At 71.7% G+C, this 19,054-nt stretch carries 7 protein-coding genes; all 7 read right to left on the bottom strand.

Annotation, left to right across the window (positions count from 1 at the left end; all coding sequences use genetic code 11):
- Positions 1-99: 99 nt before the first annotated feature.
- Positions 100-4,995 (bottom strand): type I polyketide synthase, encoded by a 4,896-nt coding sequence (locus D457_RS0117485; protein ID WP_026116742.1) that lies wholly within the window; start codon positions 4,993-4,995, stop codon positions 100-102.
- A gap of 14 nt (positions 4,996-5,009) precedes the next feature.
- On the bottom strand, positions 5,010-13,049 hold the full coding sequence (locus tag D457_RS0117480; RefSeq protein ID WP_017581971.1) for a type I polyketide synthase: 8,040 nt from the start codon (positions 13,047-13,049) through the stop codon (positions 5,010-5,012).
- A 432-nt stretch (positions 13,050-13,481) separates the two neighbouring features.
- A complete protein-coding gene (locus tag D457_RS0117475) occupies positions 13,482-14,747 on the bottom strand; it encodes a styrene monooxygenase/indole monooxygenase family protein (protein WP_017581970.1) in 1,266 nt (421 codons plus the stop codon).
- Between the two features lie 79 nt (positions 14,748-14,826).
- Positions 14,827-15,384 (bottom strand): GTP-binding protein, encoded by a 558-nt coding sequence (locus D457_RS0117470; RefSeq protein ID WP_017581969.1) that lies wholly within the window; start codon positions 15,382-15,384, stop codon positions 14,827-14,829.
- A 22-nt stretch (positions 15,385-15,406) separates the two neighbouring features.
- Positions 15,407-15,766 (bottom strand): DUF742 domain-containing protein, encoded by a 360-nt coding sequence (locus D457_RS0117465; RefSeq protein WP_013151545.1) that lies wholly within the window; start codon positions 15,764-15,766, stop codon positions 15,407-15,409.
- Between the two features lie 46 nt (positions 15,767-15,812).
- Positions 15,813-16,238, bottom strand: coding sequence for a roadblock/LC7 domain-containing protein (locus D457_RS0117460; protein WP_017581967.1), 426 nt, complete (start codon positions 16,236-16,238; stop codon positions 15,813-15,815).
- Between the two features lie 94 nt (positions 16,239-16,332).
- Positions 16,333-18,915 carry an ATP-binding protein gene (locus D457_RS0117455; protein WP_239646133.1) on the bottom strand — a complete coding sequence of 861 codons (2,583 nt, stop codon included), beginning with the start codon at positions 18,913-18,915 and terminating at the stop codon, positions 16,333-16,335.
- Between the last annotated feature and the right edge of the window lie 139 nt (positions 18,916-19,054).

Below are 19,054 nucleotides of genomic sequence, written 5' to 3'. Positions count from 1 at the left end.
CCGGGGTGCCGGGGTTGGGCTGTGCTTGTCGCTGGTCTTCGTGTGGTGGCTGGCAGAACTCGGTCACCCGGGGCGGGGTACGCCCGCCCCGGGTGGGAATCAGTCGCCCAGGGTCTCGTCGATGAGCGCGAAGAGCTCCTCCCTGGAGGCCCTCTCCAGGTCGGGGTCGTCCGACCCCGGCTCCCGAAGGGTCGGGGTATCCGGCTCCAGGCGCAGTAGCAGAGCACGGAGACGGTCCGCGACGGCGGAGGCCCCGGCGGCACCGGATCCGCCCCCGGTCTCGCCCTTGAACTCGTCAAAGGCGGCGACGAGTCCGTCGAGGCGTTCCAGGACGACCTGCTCCGCGCTGCCGAACACCCGTTCCTCGACGTGTCGGGCCAGTGCGGCGCAGGTGGGGTGGTCGAAGGCGACCGCCGGGGGAAGGCGGACCCCGGTGAGCGCGGAGAGCCGATTGCGCAGTTCCACCGCCGTGACCGAGTCCATGCCCAGGTCCTTCAGGCCGCGGTCGGCCGGAACGGCCCCGCCTGATCCGTATCCGAGGACGGCCGCCACGTGTTCGCACACGTGCTCGGTGAGCACGCGGACGCGTTCGGCCCGTGCCGCACCGGACAACCGGGTCCGCAGGTCAGTGACGACCGTCTCCGGGGAGGAACCGGCCGTCTGGCCGGACGGCGCCCCGGCCCCGGCCGAGGCGAGGTCGGTGATCAGGGGGCTGGGCCGGTTCGCGGTGAAGGCCACCCGAAAACGCGGCCAGTCGATGTCGGCGACGGCCAGCGCGGTCAGATCGTGGTCCAGGGCCCGGCGCAGCCCCTCCACCGCGGGTGCCGGTTCCATCGTGGGCAGTCCGTGTCGGCTCAGGAGACCCGCCACCGCCTCGCGACCGGCCATCCCGGCCCCCTTCCAGGCGCCCCAGGCGATCGATGTCGCGGGCAGCCCCAGGGACCGGCGGTAGTGGGCGAAGGACTCGCAGAAGACGTTGCCGGGCGCGTAGTTGCCCTGGCCGGTCACACCGAAGACGGCACCCACCGACGAGAACAACACGAAGGCCGACAGGTCCAGACCTCGCGTGAGCGCGTGCAGATGCACGGCTCCGTCCGCCTTGGCGCGCAGGACACGGCCGATGGACTCCGGGCCGAGGTCTGCCACGGGGGCATCGTCCAGTTCCGCGGCGGTGTGGAAGACCGCCGTGAGGGGGAGGCTCTCCGGGATGCGGGACAGCGCCTCGGCGAGCTGGGCCCGGTCACCGACGTCACAGGCGACCAGGGTGACCTCCGCACCCGCCGCGCGCAACTCAGCGGTGAGTTCCCCGGCGCCCGGGGCGTCGGGACCGCGGCGGCTGAGCAGAAGAAGGTGCTCCGCACCTCGCGCCGCGAGCCAGCGCGCCGTGTGCGCGCCCAGGCCACCGGTACCACCGGTGACCAGGGCCGTACCCGAGGGCCTCCAGTCCCGGATCCCGGTCCCGCTGACCGGGACGCGGGCGAGCCGCCGGGCCGACAGGGTCCGCCCGCGCACCGCGAGCTGGTCCTCGCCGACCGCGGCCTCACCGGTCAGGACCGTGGCCAGGGCGGCCCCGCTCTCCGCGTCGTCGGGGTCGGGGAGGTCGACCAGACCGCCCCACCGGTCCGTGTGCTCCTGGGCCGCCACCCGGCCGAAGCCCCACAGCAGCGCGGCGGCGGGATCGCTCGCCCCGGACCCGCTGTCGACCGCGCCGCTGGTGAGGCACCACAGCCGCGCGTCGGTCCCAGTGCCGAGCAGGGCCTGGAGAACGAGGACGGCGTCCCGGTGGGCGGGCGCTTCGGACGGGGGCGCGACCTCACCGGGAGCGGTGTCTCCGGGATCCGTGTCCCCGTGTGCCCGGTCCAGGGCGGTGGTCAGCAGGACCCCGGCGATACTCCCGGCACCGTCCCGGGCGCCTTCGACCAGGGCGGTCACGGCCTCGCGCCCAGCACCGTCCGGCAGGTCGAGGACGCGCGTGCGGTGGCCGCGCGCCTCGAGGGCGGAAACACAGCTCCGGAGGGCCGGGCCGAGCCGGGAGCCGACCAGCAGCCAGGTGCCCCGGCCACCGGCCGCACCCGGCAGGGCTGTCTGAGCGGGCGGGGCAGTGGGGGCCTCGGCGGATGCCGGGACGGGCACCCACTCCTCGCGGTAGGTCCACTCGTCGGCGCAAGCACCGGAACCGGCTCCGGAGGAAGAGTCGTGGGCGTCTTCCCGGGCCCGGTCGCCACCGGGGCCCGGCCGCCAGTAGCGCTGGCGTTGAAAGGCGTAGGTGGGCAGGGCGACCTGAGCGGCGTCCGGACCGAAGAGCGGAGTCCAGTCGAGGTCTACCCCGTGGCTGTGGGCCTGGCCCAGGGAGGTCAGGAAGCGGACCGGCCCGCCCTCGTCCCTGCGCAGGGTGCCGAAGGCGACCGTCTCCTCGGCCCCCGCGGCCTCGGCGGTCTCCTGGACCGAGGGTGTCAGCACCGGGTGCGGCCCGACCTCGACAAACACGTCGTGTCCGGCGGCGACCAGGGCCTCGGTGGCCTCGGCGAAGCGCACGGGTTCGCGCAGGCCCCGGAACCAGTAGGCCGCGTCGAGCAGCTGCCCGTCCAGGAGAGCGCCGGTCAGGGTGGAGTACAGGGGGATTCCCGGCCGTTCGGGGGCGATCCCGGACAGCTCCGACTCGATCCGGTTGCGCAGGACGTCCACGGACGGCGAGTGCGACGCGTAGTCCACGGCGATCATCCTGGCTCGGACACCATCGGCCTCGCACTCCTTGACCAGCTGGGCCACGGCTTCGGCTTCGCCCGCCACGACCGTGTTCGACGGGCTGTTGACGCCGGCCACGACGACCCGGTCCGCCCACGTGTCCAGGCGCTCTCGCACGGCCGCCGCAGGACTGGCGACCGAGGCCATCGCCCCAGTTCCGGCCAGGTCGAGCACGGCACGGCTGCGCAGGGCCACCACCTTCGCCGCGTCCTCCAGGGTCAGGGCACCGGCGATGTGCGCGGCGGCGACCTCTCCCTGTGAGTGCCCGACCACGGCGGCCGGGGTCAGTCCGTGGACCATCCACAGCCGGGCCAGGGAGACCATGACCGCCCATAGTGCGGGCTGGACGACGTCCACGCGGTCGAGGGAGGGCGCGCCGTCAGCGCCTCGGAGCACGTCGGCCAGCCGCCACCCGACATGGGGTGCAAGAGCGCGTTCGCAGGCCGCCATGTGCCGGGCGAACTCGGACGAGGAGTCCAGCAATTCGACCGCCATGCCCTCCCACTGCCCGCCCTGACCGGGGAAGACCAACACGGGGCGCCGGTCGGGACGGGCCCGGCCGGTGGCGGTGGTCGCCCCCGGGGCCCCCGTCTCCAGGGAGGACAGCGCCGTGAGGAGCTGGTCGCGGTCACCGCCGACGACCACCGCCCGGTATTCCAGCGCCGACCGGATCGTGGACAGGGACAGGGCGACGTCCGCCGGGTCGAGGCCGGGCCGGGCGCGGGCGTGCTCGTGCAGCCGCACGGCCTGGGCAGCCAGGGCCTGGGGGGTGCGGGCGGACAGCGGCCAGGCGGTGGCCCCGGTCACCGAGGCCGCGCACGGGCGGCCCGACGAAGCGTCCTTCTCCGGAACGCGGGCTTTGGGATCGGCGCCCCCGGGGTCGGGGGCCTGCTCCAGGATCAGGTGGGCGTTGGTGCCGCTCATCCCGAACGAGGAGACGGCGGCCCTGCGCGGCCGGTCACCGCCGGTCCAGGGGCGCGGTTCGTGCAGCAGTCGGATCCCGCCGTCCCAGTCGACGTGGGTGGTGGGCCGGTCCGCGTGCAGGGTGGGGGGCATGACGCCGTGGCGTAGCGCCTCGACCGTCTTGATCACCCCGGCCACCCCGGCGGCGGCCTGCGGGTGCCCGATGTTGGACTTGAGCGAGCCCAGCCAGAGCGGCCGGTCCTCGGTGCGGTCCCGGCCGTAGGCGGCTATCAGCGCCTGGGCCTCGATGGGGTCGCCCAGGGCCGTCCCGGTGCCGTGTGCCTCGACCAGGTCGACGTCGGCCGGGGCCAGACCGGAATCGGCCAGGGCGCGGCCGATCACGCGGGTCTGGGAGGGGCCGTTGGGCGCGGTGAGCCCGTTGGACGCACCGTCCTGGTTGACCGCTCCGCCCCTGATCACCGCGAGGACCTGACGGCCGTTGCGGCGCGCGTCGGACAGGCGTTCCAGGACGACCAGACCAGCACCCTCCGAGAACGCGGCGCCGTCGGCGTCCCGGGAGAACGCCTTGCAGCGGCCGTCGGGGGCCACCCCCCGCAGCCGGGTGAACTCGGTGAGGGTACCGGGGCCCGACATGACCGTGGCGCCCCCGGCCAGGGCGAGCGAGCAGTCGCCATCGCGCAGGGCGCGCACGGCCAGGTGCAGGGCCACCAGCGAGGACGAACAGGCGGTGTCCACCGTGAGCGCCGGACCGACCAGGCCCAGGCAGTAGGAGATGCGGCCGGAGGCGACACTCGCCGAAACCCCGGTCAGGGTGAGGCCGTCTGTGGTCATCCGGTGGACCGGTGGACCGTACTCCTGCTGGTTCAGCCCGACGTAGACACCGGTGTCGCTGCCGGCCAGGGAGTCCGGCGCGATACCCGCGCGTTCGATCGTCTCCCAGGCGAGTTCGAGCAGGATCCGCTGCTGGGGGTCCATCGCCTCGGCCTCGCGGGGCGATATGCCGAAGAAGGCCGGGTCGAAGTCGAAGACGTCCCGCAGGAAAGAGCCCCGGTCCATGTCGACGCGTCGGCCGTCTTCTCCCTCGGCCAGGAGTCCGGCCAGGTCCCAGCCGCGGTCGTCAGGGAAGGGGCCGACCGCCTCCCGCCCTTCGGAGACCATTTCCCACAGCTGTTCCGGGGTGTCGACACCCCCGGGAAGGCGGCAGCCCGTACCCACGATCGCGATCGGCTCCGGCACGGAACCGCCTTCCAGTTCGGCACGCAGGCGCGAGTTCTCCTTCATCGCGGTCCTGAGTGCCGCTACCAGGCGTTCGCTTTCGCTGCTCAACCCCAGTCTCCTCGTCATACGCTCGGTCCCCGCAGAGCGAGGTCCACCAATTCGTCGACGCCCATGGCATCGATGGCGTCCTGGCCTCCGTCCTCCGCCGGAGGCGTCTCGGTCCGCCCGGTCTCAGCCGGGGGTTCCGGGTTCACGAGACTGTCGAGCAGCCGGGCCAGGGCCCGGGGTGTGGGGTGGTCAAAGACGGCCGTGGCCGGTACTCGCACACCGACCGCTGTGCTGAGCCGATTGCGCAGCTCGACGCCGGTGAGGGAGTCCGTACCCTGTTCGGTGAAGGGGCGGTCGGGGTCCACACGGACCGCCGATTCGGCCCGGTGGCCCAGGACCACGGCGGTGTGCGCGCGGACCTCCTCCAGCAGGGCACGGGTCCGTTCTCCCGCCTCCATGGCAGCGAAGCGCGCGGCGGGGTCCCCGAGCTCACCTGCTCCGGCCCCACCCCCGGCTCCGGAAGCAGCAGCGGAGACCGGGGCGGGCCCGGCCCCGGGTTCGGGCAGCAGCCCTCGGAAGACGCTGACGTCGGCGGCCGGGGTGAGCCACGCGGGCACGGCGTGGACCGGGTTTCGGGCAAGGGCGGTGTCGAAGAGGCCGAGCGCCGCGCTGGGCCGCATCGGCTGCAGTCCGTTCCGACCGAGAGCGGCGAGATCGGCCCCGTCCAAGTGACCCGTCATCCCGCTGCCTCCGGCCCAGAGTCCCCACGACAGCGAGACGGCCGGCTTACCGGCCTCACGCCTGAGGTGGGCCAGGGTGTCGCAGAAGGCGTTGGCTGCCGCGTAGTTCGCCTGCCCCGGGTTGCCCAGCACCCCAACGGCGGAGGAGAACAGGACGAAGGACGCCAGATCGTCGGTGAGCTCGTGCAGGTTCCACGCCGCGTCGACCTTGGGCCGGAGCACGGCGTGCAGCTGTTCGGTGGTCAAAGAGGTGACCGTGGCGTCGTCGAGGGCGCCGGCGGCGTGCACCACGGCGCACAGCGGGCGCTCCCGCGGCACCTCGGCCAGCACACGGGCCAGGTCCTCGCGATCGGCCGCGTCGCAGGCGACGACCTCCACGCGGGTGCCGAGCGCCTCAAGCTGGGCGGTCCGCTCCGCCTGGCCGGGGGTGTCCGGGCCGCGGCGGCCGAGCAGCAGCAGGTTCCGGACCCCGTACCCGGTGACCAGGTGGCGGGCCAGGCGGTGGCCGAGCCCTCCGGTGCCTCCGGTGATCAGCGTCGTGCCCTCGATCGGGAAGGGCGCGGGGATGCGCAGGACCAGCTTTCCGACGGTCTCGCCGCGCTGGAGAGCGCGGAAGGCCTCCTGGACCTCGCCGATGTCGTACACGGTGGTGGGCAGCGGGTGGAGGGCGCCCTCCTCGAACAGCTCCATCACCCGGGCGAGCATGTGGCCGATCCGTTCCGGGTCCACGTCCGGCAGGCTGAACGCGTCGTAGGTGCAACCCGGGTACTCGGCCGCCACTCCGTCGGCATCGCGGATATCGGTCTTGCCCATCTCCACGAACCGGCCCCCCGGTCCGCGACCGTCCTTGGGCGAGCGCAACAGGCGCAACGAGGCGTCCACGAACTCGCCGGTCAGCGAGTTGAGGACCACATCCAGGCCCCGACCGTCGTTGGCCTCCTTCAACCGGGACTCGAACTCCAGCGTGCGGGAGGAGGCCAGCCGCTCCGGGGTCAGGCCGTAGGCGGCCAGCCTGGACCACTTGTGCGGGCTGGCGGTGCCGAACACCCTGGCGCCCATGTGTTGGGCGAGCTGGACGGCGGCGGTGCCCACGCCCCCGGCGGCCGCGTGCACGAGCACGCTCTCGCCGGGGCGCACCGCGGCCAGGTCCACCAAACCGTGGTAGGCGCTCAGGAAGGCCACCGGGACGGCCGCCGCCTGCTCGAAGGTCCACCCCTCGGGTATCCGGGCCAGTCGGGCGCGGTTCGCCACGGCGAAGGGCCCGAAGGCTCCGTCGAACATTCCGGCCACCCGATCGCCGGGGGCCAGGTCCATCACGTCCGCGCCGGTCTCCAGGACGACCCCGGCGCCCTCGATGCCGACCCCCACACCGTCGTCGACCACGCCCAGGGCGGTGACCACGTCGTGGAAGTTCACTCCGGCGGCCCGGACGGACAGGCGCACCTCGGAGGGGGCCAGCGGAGCCCCGGCCGCGGGCGAGGGCACGGCCTCCAGTGCGTCCAGCGAGCCCGGGCTCCGGGTGTCCGCGCGCCACAGACGACCGGGCGGGGCCAGGACCCCCTCCGCAGCGTCCGTCGACCTTCTCAGCCGGGGTACCAGGACGGTGCCCGCACGCAGGGCGATCTGCGGTTCGTCGAGTCCGAGCGCCGCGCCCAGCACCTGGTGGGACTCCTCGGCACCGTCGGAGTCCAGCAGCACCAGACGACCGGGGTGCTCGCGCTGGGCCGTACGGAGCAGGCCCCAGACCGGACCGGCGGCGACCCCGGGGAACGGCTCCCCGCGGTGGGTGGTCACCGCCCTCCAGGTGACCAGGACCAGTCGGGAGTCAGCCGTGCGCTCGTCCGCCAGCCACGCGCGGACCGATTCCAGGGCCGATTCCAGCCCCTGCCGGACCGCGTCGGGCAGGGCGTCGCCCTCGGCGTAGACCGCGGAGGCGGGCAGTTCGACACAGACCAGCGCCGGTACGGGTTCCTGGGGGTCCAGATCACCAAGAGCGGGCAGGGGCCTGGGAGACGGGCCCTCGGCCTCCGGTTCCGAAGGCGGTGCCACCTGCTCCCACACCAGCTCGTACAGTTCCGGGAGTTCGCCCGGCTCGGGCTCGGGCAGCGCGTCCTCGTCTAGAGGCCGCAGGACCAGCTCGTCCACGGTCCAGAGCGGAACGCCCCCGCTGTCGGTGGCGAGCAGCCGGTAGCGGTCGTCGCCCAGCGGAGTGAGTCGCGCCCTCAGGCTCCGGGAAGGTTCCTCTCCTCCGGCCGGAGCCAGCCGGACCCCGGTCCAGGCGAACGGCACTATGGGGCCGTGGCGGACCTCGGCATCGCCCCCGGGCAGCACCGCGTGCAGGACGGCGTCGGTCAGGGCCGGGTGAGGACCGTGGAAAGCCCCGTTCCCACCGGCGGTGTCCGGTAGCCCGACCTCCAGGAAGAGTTCGTCCCCGTGCCGGTGCGCCGACCGCAGCCCTTGGAAGGCCGGACCGTAGTCATAACCCAGGGCGCGCAGGTCGGTGTAGTCGACCGGGATCCGCTCGGCGCCCTCCGGCGGCAGAGTACCGAGGTCATCGCCGGTCTCCGGGGCGGTGTCTCCGGCGGCGGCATCGGCAGGGTGCGCGCCGGTCACGGAGCCAGAGGCGTACCGTATCCACGGGGTGTCGTCACGGGCCCCGCGCCGTGCGTACACGTTCACCTCGCGGTGCCCCAGCACGTCGCGAGCGGCGACGATGATCTGGATCTCCGCCGTCCCGTCCCGGCCCAGTATCAGAGGGGCCTCCAGCACCAGGTCGGCGACGGTGTCCCCGCCGACGCTCCGCCCGGCCCTGGCGACCAGGTCCAGTAGCGCGGTCCCGGGGAACATCACCCGGCCGAGCACACGGTGGTCGGCCGCCCAGGGATGGTCCGCGACGGAGATCCGCCCCCGGAACACCACTCCCCCGTCCGCCAGGGTGAGTCCTTCGTCGAGCAGTGGCGCCGCCGGCTCCGCCGGTCGGGCCTCCGGCTCGCTCGGCGTCAGCCAGTGGCGGGACCGTCGGAAGGGGTCGTCGGGCACCGTGACCGGGGCGCCCTCGTCAGCCACCCCCTCCAACACCACGTGCGCGTTGGTACCGCTGATCCCGAAGGAGGACACCGCCGCCCGCCGGGGACGACCGGTATCGGGCCACTCCGCCCCCTCGGACAGCAGCCGGACACCGCTGCCCTTCCACTCGACCCGGTCGGTGGGCTCCTCGGCGTGCAGGGTCCGGGGCAGGCGTCCGTGTCGCAGCGCCTCCACGGTCTTGATCACCCCGGCCACCCCCGCGGCGGCCTGGGTGTGGCCGATGTTGGACTTGAGCGAACCCAGCAGCAGGTCGTGCTCGCGCTCACCACCGTAGACCGACATCAGGGCACGGGCCTCGATGGGGTCGCCGAGCCGGGTGCCCGTACCGTGCGCCTCGACCGCGTCCACCTCACCGGGGGCCAGCCCTGCCGAGGCCAGGGCCTGCCGGATCACCCGCTCCTGGGCCTCCGGGTTGGGGGCGGTCAGGCCGTTGGAGGCCCCGTCGGAGTTGACGGCGCTGCCCCGCAGCAGAGCCAGCACGGGCCGACCGTTGCGGCGCGCCTGGGAAGCCGGTTCGAGCAGGAGCACACCGACCCCCTCCGACCAGGATGTCCCCTCGGCCCCGGCACCGAAGGCGCGGCAGCGTCCGTCCGGGGACAGGCCGCGCTGGGCGGAGAACTCCAGGAACATGCCGGGGGTGGCCATAACGGTCGCGCCACTGGCCAGGGCCATGGAGCACTCGCCCCGGCGCAGGGCCGCGGCCGCCTGGTGCAGGGCGACCAGTGATCCCGAGCAGGCGGTGTCGATGGTCAGGGCAGGGCCGTTCAGACCGAGCACGTAGGCGATGCGGCCGGAGGCCACGCTCAGGGTGCTGCCGGTGAGCCGGTACCCGCCGTCCGTGCTGCTGGCCGGGTCGGCCAGGCGCGCACCGTACTCGGTGGGCATCGCACCGACGAACACGCCCACCTGCTGGCCGCGCAGGCTCGCGGGGTCCATGCCGGCCCGCCTGACCGCCTCCCAGGAGGTCTCCAGCAGCAGCCGCTGCTGGGGGTCCATGGCGTCCGCCTCCCGAGGGCTGATCCCGAAGAAGCCGGGGTCGAAGAGGTCGGCGTCGTGGAGGAATCCGCCCTCGCGCGTGTAGGTGCGCCCGGGGGTGCCGGGTTCGGGGTCGTAGAGCGAGTCGAGGTCCCAGCCCCGGTTCTCCGGGAAGGGCCCGATGGCATCGGTTCCCTCCTCCACCAACCGCCACAGCTGTTCCGGGGAGCGCACCCCGCCGGGCAGTCGGCAGGCCATCGCGGTGATGGCGATCGGGTCGTCGCCGGAGACCGCGGGCATCGAACCGACCGGGGCGGCCGGGGTGCGCGGCGCGGACTCCACCGGTTGGGGTGCCGACCCGCCCGGCTCCTCGCCCAGTTCCCGGGCGAGGTGTCCGGCGAGCGCGGCCGGAGTGGGCAGCTCGAAGAGGACGGCGTCGTCCAGGCGGATCCCGGTCTCCTCCTCCACGAGGTCGGCCAGCTCCAGCAGCATGATGGAGTCGAAGCCGAGGTCACGGAAGGCGCGCTGTTCGTCCGCGGGGTCCAGACCGTCCTCTTCGAGGATCCGGGCGCTCAGGGACGCCACCAGCCGAACGGTGCCGCCGCCCGCCGGGGACACCGTCTCGTCAACGGTTCCGGGTTCCGCCGGGGCCTCCGCGGTCCGCACGGCCGGGATGCGCTCGGGCCAATAACGGGTGCGCTGGAAGGGGTAGGTGGGCAGGTCGATCCGGTGCGCGCCCGACCCCCTGAACAGGTTCTCCCAGTCCACGTCCAGACCGGAGGTGAACGCCTGGGCGGCCGCGGTCAGCAGCTGGGCCTGGTCTCCCCGGTCCCGGCGCAGGGTCTCCAGGACCGCGCCGCGCACCTGGCGGGCGGCCAGCACGCGCTCGATCCCGTGGGCGAGGACCGGATGCGGACCGACCTCGACGAAGGCGGTGTGGCCGTCGGCCGCGGCCAAGGCCACGGTGTCGGCGAAGCGGACGGGGTTGCGCAGCCCCAGGTACCAGTACCGGGCGTCCATGGCCGGCCCGTCCTCACCCAGTTCCCCGCCGGTCAGGGTCGACAGGACCGGGAGCCGGGCCGGGCGCGGCCTGATGTCGGCCAGCTGTTCGAGCAGGGTTTCGCGAACCTGTTCGACGTGCGCGGAGTGCGAGGCGTAGTCGACGTCGACCAGCGCGGCGTGCACTCCGGCGTCCACACAGTGGTCCACGGCGGCGCGCACCGAGGCGGGGCTACCGGAGACCACCACGGACTCGGGGCCGTTGACCGCGGCCAGGTGGAGGTCGGTCAGTGAGTCGAGGAGTTCCTGGGCGTGCTCCGCGGACAGTCCGAGCGAGGCCATGGCCCCGCTGCCGCCGAGCGCGGTGAGGGCCTGGCTGCGCAGAGCCACCACCTTGGCGGCGTCCTCCACGGTCAGCACCCCGGCCACATGGGCCGCGGCGATCTCGCCCTGGGAGTGGCCGATCACCGCTGCGGGGCGCACCCCCATGGCCTCCCACACCCGGGCCAGCGCCACCATGACCGCCCACAGGACCGGCTGGACGACGTCCACGCGGGCCCCGGGACCGGCGTAGCGCGGCGCCCCCGGCTCCCCGCGCAGCACCCGGGTGAGGGACCAGTCCACGTGGGGGTCCAGGGCTCGCTCGCACTCCCGGAGTCTGCGGCCGAAGACCCGGGCGAGCTGGCCGTCGCCGTCCAGGAGGGCGCGGGCCATGCCCTCCCACTGCCCGCCCTGTCCTGGGAAGACCAGCACCGGACCACGTCCGTCACGGACGATGACCGGGGCGCCGGAGGGCCGGACGGACTCCAGTTCGCGCGTGCCGCTACCCGCGGAGGCGAGGATGACCGCGCGGTGCTCCATGACCGTGCGGGTGGCGGCCAGTGAGTAACCCACGTCCTCGGGTCGCAGGCCGGGCCTCTTGGACACGAAGGAGTGCAGGACCGACGCCTGGGCGCGCAGCGCCTCCTCTGAACGGGCCGAGAGGACCCAGGGCACGGGGTCGAGCGTGCCCTCCCCCGAGGCCGGGTTGGGTGTGTCCGGAGAGCGCCGGGGCGGCGGGGCCAGTACGAGGTGGCAGTTGGTCCCGCCCATGCCGAAGGAGGACACGCCCGCCAGCGGGGTGTCGGTCGGCCACGGCTCCCGGACGGTCTGCGGAACCAGTCCCAGCCCTTCGAGGTCGATTGCGGGATTGGGTTCGGCGAAGTTCCGGGTGGGGGGCAGCAGGCCGTGGGAAAGGCTGAGCACGACCTTCAACAGGCCGACGATCCCGGCCGCGCCCTCCAGGTGTCCCACGTTGGTCTTGGCCGAGCCCACCCGCAGGGCGCCGGAGCACCCGGAGAAGACCGTGCCGAGCGCGGTGGCCTCGACCGGGTCGCCCACCGGGGTGCCCGTGCCGTGCAGTTCGACGTAGCCCACCTGCGAGGGGTCGATCCCTGCCCTGCGGTGGGCCGCCCGCACGGCCTCCGCCTGACCCTCGGGTTCGGGTCGGGCCAGGTAGGAGGTGGGGCCGGAGTTGTTGATCGCGCCGCCGGCCAGGACCGCGTAAACGTGGTCGCCGTCGGCCAGCGCACGGTCGAACGGTTTGAGGACGACCACGGCCCCGCCCTCGCCGCGGACGTATCCGTTGGCGCGAGCGTCGAAGGTGTAGCAGTGGGCGTCGGGCGAGAGGCCACCGAACTGGGCCACGTACTCGGTGCTCTCGGGCAGCAGAATGAGGTTGACACCGCCGGCCAGCGCAAGGTCGCACTCGCCGCTGCGCAGGCTCTCCATCGCCGTGTGCACGCTGACCAGGGAAGAGGACTGCCCGCTGTCCACGGTCATACTCGGCCCTCGCAGGCCGAGCGAGTAGGAGACGCGGTTGGCGATCATGCCGCGCTGGCCGCCGGTCAGGCTGTGGTGTGATGCGGGTGTGTCCCGCAGGAGGAGCGAGTAGTCGGAAGAGACCGCCCCGGTGAAGACACCGGTCCTCGTGCCGCGCAGGCTGTCGGGGGCGGTGCGCGCGTTCTCGACCGCCTCCCAGCTGAGTTCGAGCATCAGCCGCTGCTGGGGATCCATGGCCACCGCCTCACGCGAGGAGACTCCGAAGAAGGCGGCGTCGAAGTCCTCCGCGCGGTCCAGGTAGCCGCCCCACCGGTGGTCCCGCTCAAGCGGGGTCCACCCGAGCCGTTCCGGCGGCGGGGTGATGGCCTCACGGCCCTCGCACAGCAGCCGCCAGAAGGAGTCCGGGGTCGAAGCCCCCGGAAGACGGCAGGCCAAGCCCACGACCGCGATGGGCGAGCGGGTCACGTTACCGCTGTCAACGTCCCTGGTCATCGCGTTCCTCCGGTCGAACTCGACGTGCTCCCCCGGGCGGGTCCCGGCCCGGGGTCATGTCACGGGGTTGGCTTGCCCGTCACGTGAAGATGCACGCGCACCGCCCTCTTTGCACAGTTCAGGTCCAGAAGTGACCGTCACGGGCCCCGTCGGCGAAACCCGCGTGCTCCGGAGAATCGACAGACAGGACAAGCAAGCCGCATACGACTCCATTGACACATGAACCACATGTACCTCACATGCGGTTTTGAGTCATACGCAGGGTGGATGGTATCCGCGATTCAGGACAGATGACAACGGAACCCTAGTTTTCGGTCATTGGCGCCACCACATTCAGAACGCGACACAACCAGGGATTTAACAACTTCGTTACCGAATAGAAATGCCCAATGTCCGTGGACATTGGGCATGCCGAAGTGTTCCAGGCCTGGCTCACCCTCCGTTGCGCGCCCGGACTTCGGCCAGGTACTTCAGCGCCTCCTCCGGCTGAAGAAGCCAAGAGGCGTAGTCAGGCGGGTGGTCCCAGCCCTGAATCCACCGGTCCGCGATCTCCGGGTAGCGCTGAGCACCATCGATGAGATCGTGGAAGTAATCCGGCAGGTCACCCTGGTCCCACATAGTGGAATTCATTTCCGACCACAGCTGGTTGTGCAGACCGAATTCCCAGAACCGATCGAACGCACTGACCAGGAAGTCCTCGTCGAAATCGCGGTCCCCGTGCTCCATGATCGCCTCAAGGTAGGCCTTCGCGCAGTGCATGGAGTTGTTCCAGCTCTGGCCGACGTAGGGGTCCATCGTGACGACGACGTCGGCCATACCCAGCACCCTCCCTCCGGAGGGCAGGACACCGACGGGGTTGCGCACCTGGGGCGTGACCTCGTCGGTCAGGGTACTGCCGAACCCTTCCACCAACGCCGCGTCCTTGATGCGCTCGTAGTACTCCGGCGCGTAGCGACGCATCAGGTCCTTCATACGGCGCAGCTGTTCCTCGGGGCCCGGCCGGTCGGGCCAGGCGTCCATGGGCCCGCCACGCTTGTCCACCATGACCAGGGCGTGGCAGGGGCCCTCCTGGCTGAGGATCGGCATGAGGATGGTGTTCCCGGCGTCGGCGGCCGAGGCCGCCCAGCCGACGTTGGGGTCGTCGCCGGCGTCCGGCCAGACGTCGTAGATCAGTGCCTGGGCCATGGACCGGGGCCTGGCTCCGCTGAACCGGCTCTGGTCGTAGTCGAACAGCTGGCCGAGCTCTCCGTGGCCGACCGCGACGATGATCAGGTCAAACATGCGGGAGAAGTAGTCGAGGTCGGTCACGGTGACGCCGTGGATGACGACCTTGCCCCCGCGGTCCTCGAAGAACTCCAGCCAGTCGGCCATCTTCACCCGGCGGTCCACCGACACCATGTAGTCGTTGGCCTTGCCTGTCCGGCCCACGAAGGACAGGGCTGGTTTGTCCTTGCCGGGATAGAGGTGGATCCTCTGGTTGCGGACCTGCGGACAGAGCACGCTCCACAGGTCGAGGTCGTACTCACGCTCGTGATTCAGCGACGTGGGGAGGGTGAACTGCGTGACGGAGGACCGCCCCGTACGGATCTCAGTCGAGGACTGCCCCGTGATCACCGTGACGTCGTAGCCATGGGTCAGGAGACCGTGAGCCAGGTGCAGACCGGCGTGGCCAGCGCCGACGATAAGGATCTTGCGCATTGTGTCGCTAACTTTCCTGGGGAACCTACGGGGCCGTGGGGAGGATCGACCGGTTGGGGGTCCACACGCTCCCTGTCTGTCAGGCGACGGGCTCGCTCGCACGGTTGTGCTCGAGCGCGTACCGCAACAGCGTCTTGAGCACGTCGCCGCCGGACGTCCTGTGCCTGGCGTCGAAATCGATGATAGGGACCTCCGGGCTGACTTCCAGAGCCTCGCGGACCTGCTCGGAGGTGTAGTCCAGACGGCCCTCGAACTTGTTCAGCGCAACGATGCAGGGAATGCGTTTGCTGGTCTCGAAGTAGTCGACGGCGTCGAAGGAATCCGCGAGCCTGCGGCAGTCGACCACGACGACGGCGCCCACGGCGCCGCGGACCAGATCGTCCCACATGAACCAGAACCGGGCCTGGCCCGGCGTGCCGAACATGTACATAACCAGTTCGTCGTCGATGGTGATGCGGCCAAAGTCCATCGCGACGGTGGTCGTCGTCTTGTCGGGTGTGACCGAGGTGTCGTCGTGCCCGACACTGGCCTCGGTCATGATCGCTTCAGTCGTGACCGGCGGAATCTCCGACACCGAGCGCACCAAGGTCGTCTTGCCGGCACCGAAGCCACCGGCGATGACGATCTTGCTCGACATCTTCTTGCGATTCGACCTGTTGTCACTGGAAAAGTCGTTCGAGACCACGAAGAGCCCTCTCCAGAACCTGGTTTTCGGACGGACTGCTGCCGGTGATGGTCGGGTGGATGTACACCAGGTCCTGCTCGGCCAGGTCACTGACCAGAACCTGAGTGACTCCCAGGGGGATGTTCAGCTCGGCCGACACCTCGGCGAGAGACCTTGTCTCCCGGCACAGTTTGTAAATACTGATCGACTCCGGCATGAGGGTGCCAGGAGGTTCCTGCCCGGGCTCGGACGTCGAGACCAGGGTTTGCACCATCAGCGGATGCCGTGACCGCGTCCGCCCACCCGTGAAGGTGAACGGGCGAACACGGTTACTCCTTCGCCTGCGGAAGCTCATAGCCGCGGCAACCTCATTCCTGCCGAACCGTTACGGGTCACCGTCGTCAGTTCTGGATGACCTCGCGCAGCTGCGAGCGCAGCTGCGGAGTGAGTACGTGGGCGACGTTGTCCACGAGCTTGGCCATCTGGAAACCGACGATCTTCAGCTCGGTACCGGGTGCGGTGAGCACCGCCATGCAGGAACCGTCACTGATGGCCATGATGAAGAGGTGGCCGTGGTTGAAGCGGACGAGGAGCTGCTCGCACTCTCCTCGCTGGAACAAACTGGCCCCGCCGACCGCCAGGCTGTGCAGACCGCTGGAGATCGCCGCGAGCTGCTCGGCGTGCTCCTCGGGGAAGTCGCTGGAGTGGGTCAGGACCAGGCCGTCGGAGGAGACCACCACGGCGTGCTCCACACCGCGCACGTCCCGGACGAACCGGTCGATGAGCCACGAGAAGTTCTCAACGCTGTCGTTCGTGGATTCAGTCATGCTTGTGCTCTACCTGCCTCGGCCGAGTGTCGTGTTCGCTGGGGGTCTGGGGTGTGGGGGCCCGCGCCCAGGGCGCGGGCCGCAGCGTTGGAGGTCATTCCTTGTCGCCCTCGAGCTCCTCGCCCTCGATGGCGGCGCGTTCCCCGTCGAGGAAGTCGCCGATCTCGTCGCGGATCTGCTCCGCCCGGGCCTGCCCGGTGAGCTTGGGCGGGGTGTCCTCCCGGCCCTTCGGCGGGGGCGGCGGGGTCTCCGAGAGCGCTCCGGGGTGCGGCATCATCCGCAGCGGCGAACCGTGCGGGGTGGCGCTGCGCCGGGGCAGGCCGGCGGCGGTGACCGCGGAGGTACCGCCGGTGGTCGCGGGCGGTGCGTCCTTGGAGGCGCCGGGAGCGGCGGCTACGTTGCTGCCGCTGCCGTTGACCGGCTTGCCGTTGGCGGGCTGCTGCGGGATGGGGCCGGTCGAGGTCACGGGGGCGCTCGTGCTGGGAATCATGGAGGTACGGGTCTGTCCGGGCTGGCGGGGCGTGGCCACGCGCAGGAGCCCCTTGGGGACGATCGTGAAGGCGCTGAGCCCGCGGAAGGAGCGCGGCTCCAGCCTGGTCTCCAGGCCGTGCTTCTTCGCGATCCGGCTGGCCACGTACAGGCCCATGTGCTTGGGCACCTCGTCGTCCAGGACCGGCTCACCGCTGAGGCGGCCGTTGAGTTCGGCCAGCTGTTCCTCGGGGATGCCCACGCCCTCGTCCTCGACGATGATCATCAGGCGGCCGTCTTCCAGCTCGCGGGCGCTGATCACCACCTGTGAGTGCTCGGGCGAGTTGGCGGTGGCGTTGTCCAGCAACTCGGCCAGGAGGTGACTGATGTCGTCGGCGGCCAGACCGGTGATGGAAGCCTGCGGGAGCTTGCCCAGGCTGACCCTGGGATAGTCCTTGATCTCCGAGGTCGCGGCGCGGGCGACGTCGAGCAGGGGGACGATCTCGTCGTGGGCGTCGGACTCGCCGCCGTCGTGCCCGGTCAGCACCAGGAAGTTCTCCCCGTTGCGTCGCATACGGGTGGCGAAGTTGTCGATCTGGAAGAGCTTGTCCAGGAGGTCGGGGTCCTGGGCATCGGTCTCCAGCGCCTCGACCGTCTCCAGTAGCGCGTCGACCAGGGAGAGGTCGCGCATGGCCAGCCCGGCGAGCGCCTCGTTGAGGATTTTGCCCCCGGATCCGTCCTCCGGGTTGAGCAGGGCCTCGGAGACGGCCTCAGCCACCTCCGCCTTGGCCGCCGCGGCTGCCTCGGCTTTCTCCGCCGTGGTCTCCTCGGCGGTGTCCTTGACCGGATGCTCGGCAACGGGTGCGTCGACCGCGGCCGCCGGGTCGGTCTGTTTCGGGGACTTGGCGGACGGCTGCGCCTGGGCCGACCCCTCGGAGTGCTCGGGGGCGGCCTCTTCGTCCGTCCCTGAACGGGTGAGCGCCTTGTCCTGACGCACCTCCTGGGAGACAGTCGGTTCGCTGCGCTCCGCGAAGAGCGTGGCGGCCGACTCGGCGGTGACCACCTGCGGCTGCTGTCCGGCGGCGAGCACGATCACGTGCTGCACCGGCTGACCGTACGGGTGGGGTTGGCCGTAGGCACCGAACTGGCCCGGGTAGATCACCGGCTGTCCCGGGAGGACGTAACCGGGCGGCTGGTAGGGCAGCGTATATGCGCTCTGGTAGGGCAGTGGCTGCGGATGGGCGTAGTGCACCGGATAATGCTGTAGCGGCGGCACGGGCGGCTGCGGCGGGTACTCGGCCTGCGGATACGGGTAGGGTGCGGGCGGCTGGCCCTGGTAGCCGCGCGGGTCTCCCGGGTGGCCGGCGTGGCCGGGACGCCCCTGCTGGCTCTCGGGGTACGGGCTGTTGGGGTACGGGCTATCGGAGTACTGGCTGCCCGAGTACTGGGGGCCGCGCCGGTCTGCCGGGTAGCCCTGGCCCGGGTGGCCCGGGTACGGGTACCCCTGCCCCTGGTAGCCCGGTGTCTCCTGGTAATTCTGATGATCCCGGTAGCCGTTCGGGTCCGGGTGGCCCCGGTACCCGCGGGGGGCCTGGGGGTCGTGCCTGGTGGGCCAGTGGTCCTGTCCCCGCTCCGGCCCCTGGATGTGGGCCTGGTCGCGGTGCGGCGGCCCGTAGGGCGCCTGCGAGCGGTCCGCGTACCGTTGCGGCTCGTAGGGCGCCTGCGGCGGCTCCCACTGGTTCCCGGACGCTTCGGACTCGGCCACGGGCCACTGGGGCCGGGATTCGTGGAGCTGGGCCTGGGGCTCGGGTAGCTGGGCTTCGGGGCGGTGGGGTTCGTGGGCGGTCTGCTGCCCCGGCGTCGACCGGTGGTCGGCCGCGGGCTCGGGGGCGGAAGAGGCCGGTGCCGCCGACTGCACAGGGGCCTCGGGCCGCTCTGTGTTACCTGGCATGGGGCTCCCTGGCATGGTGGGGCCCTCCGGTGTGGGGTTGTCGGTCATGGTGTCCGTGGTGGCGGGGGTGTACGGGTTGCGCGGTTCGGGCTCGTCCAGTCCGACGCCGCGCCACTGACCGACCGGGTTGGCGCCGGTGTCGACATCGTCGACGTCGACGCTCCTGGTCGTGTAGGGGTTCGGGACGCTCGTCCGGGAGGTGGGGCGGTAACCGTTCTCGGCGGACGCGGAGAAGGGTCCGGTGGGGGGCTCCGTCACGGCTGTCTCCTCGCCGTCCGCCGTCTGGTCGGGGTTCCGCGAGTGCGGATGCACGGGCTGATGCACGGGATGTCCTTGCTCGCTCTCCGATGACGAGGATGTCTGGGACTTGACCATCCGGGAGATGGCCCGGCGAAAC

The sequence above is a fragment of the Nocardiopsis valliformis DSM 45023 genome (assembly GCF_000340985.1).
Classification (GTDB): domain Bacteria; phylum Actinomycetota; class Actinomycetes; order Streptosporangiales; family Streptosporangiaceae; genus Nocardiopsis; species Nocardiopsis exhalans.
This window is presented reverse-complemented; position numbering and strand designations above follow the sequence as displayed.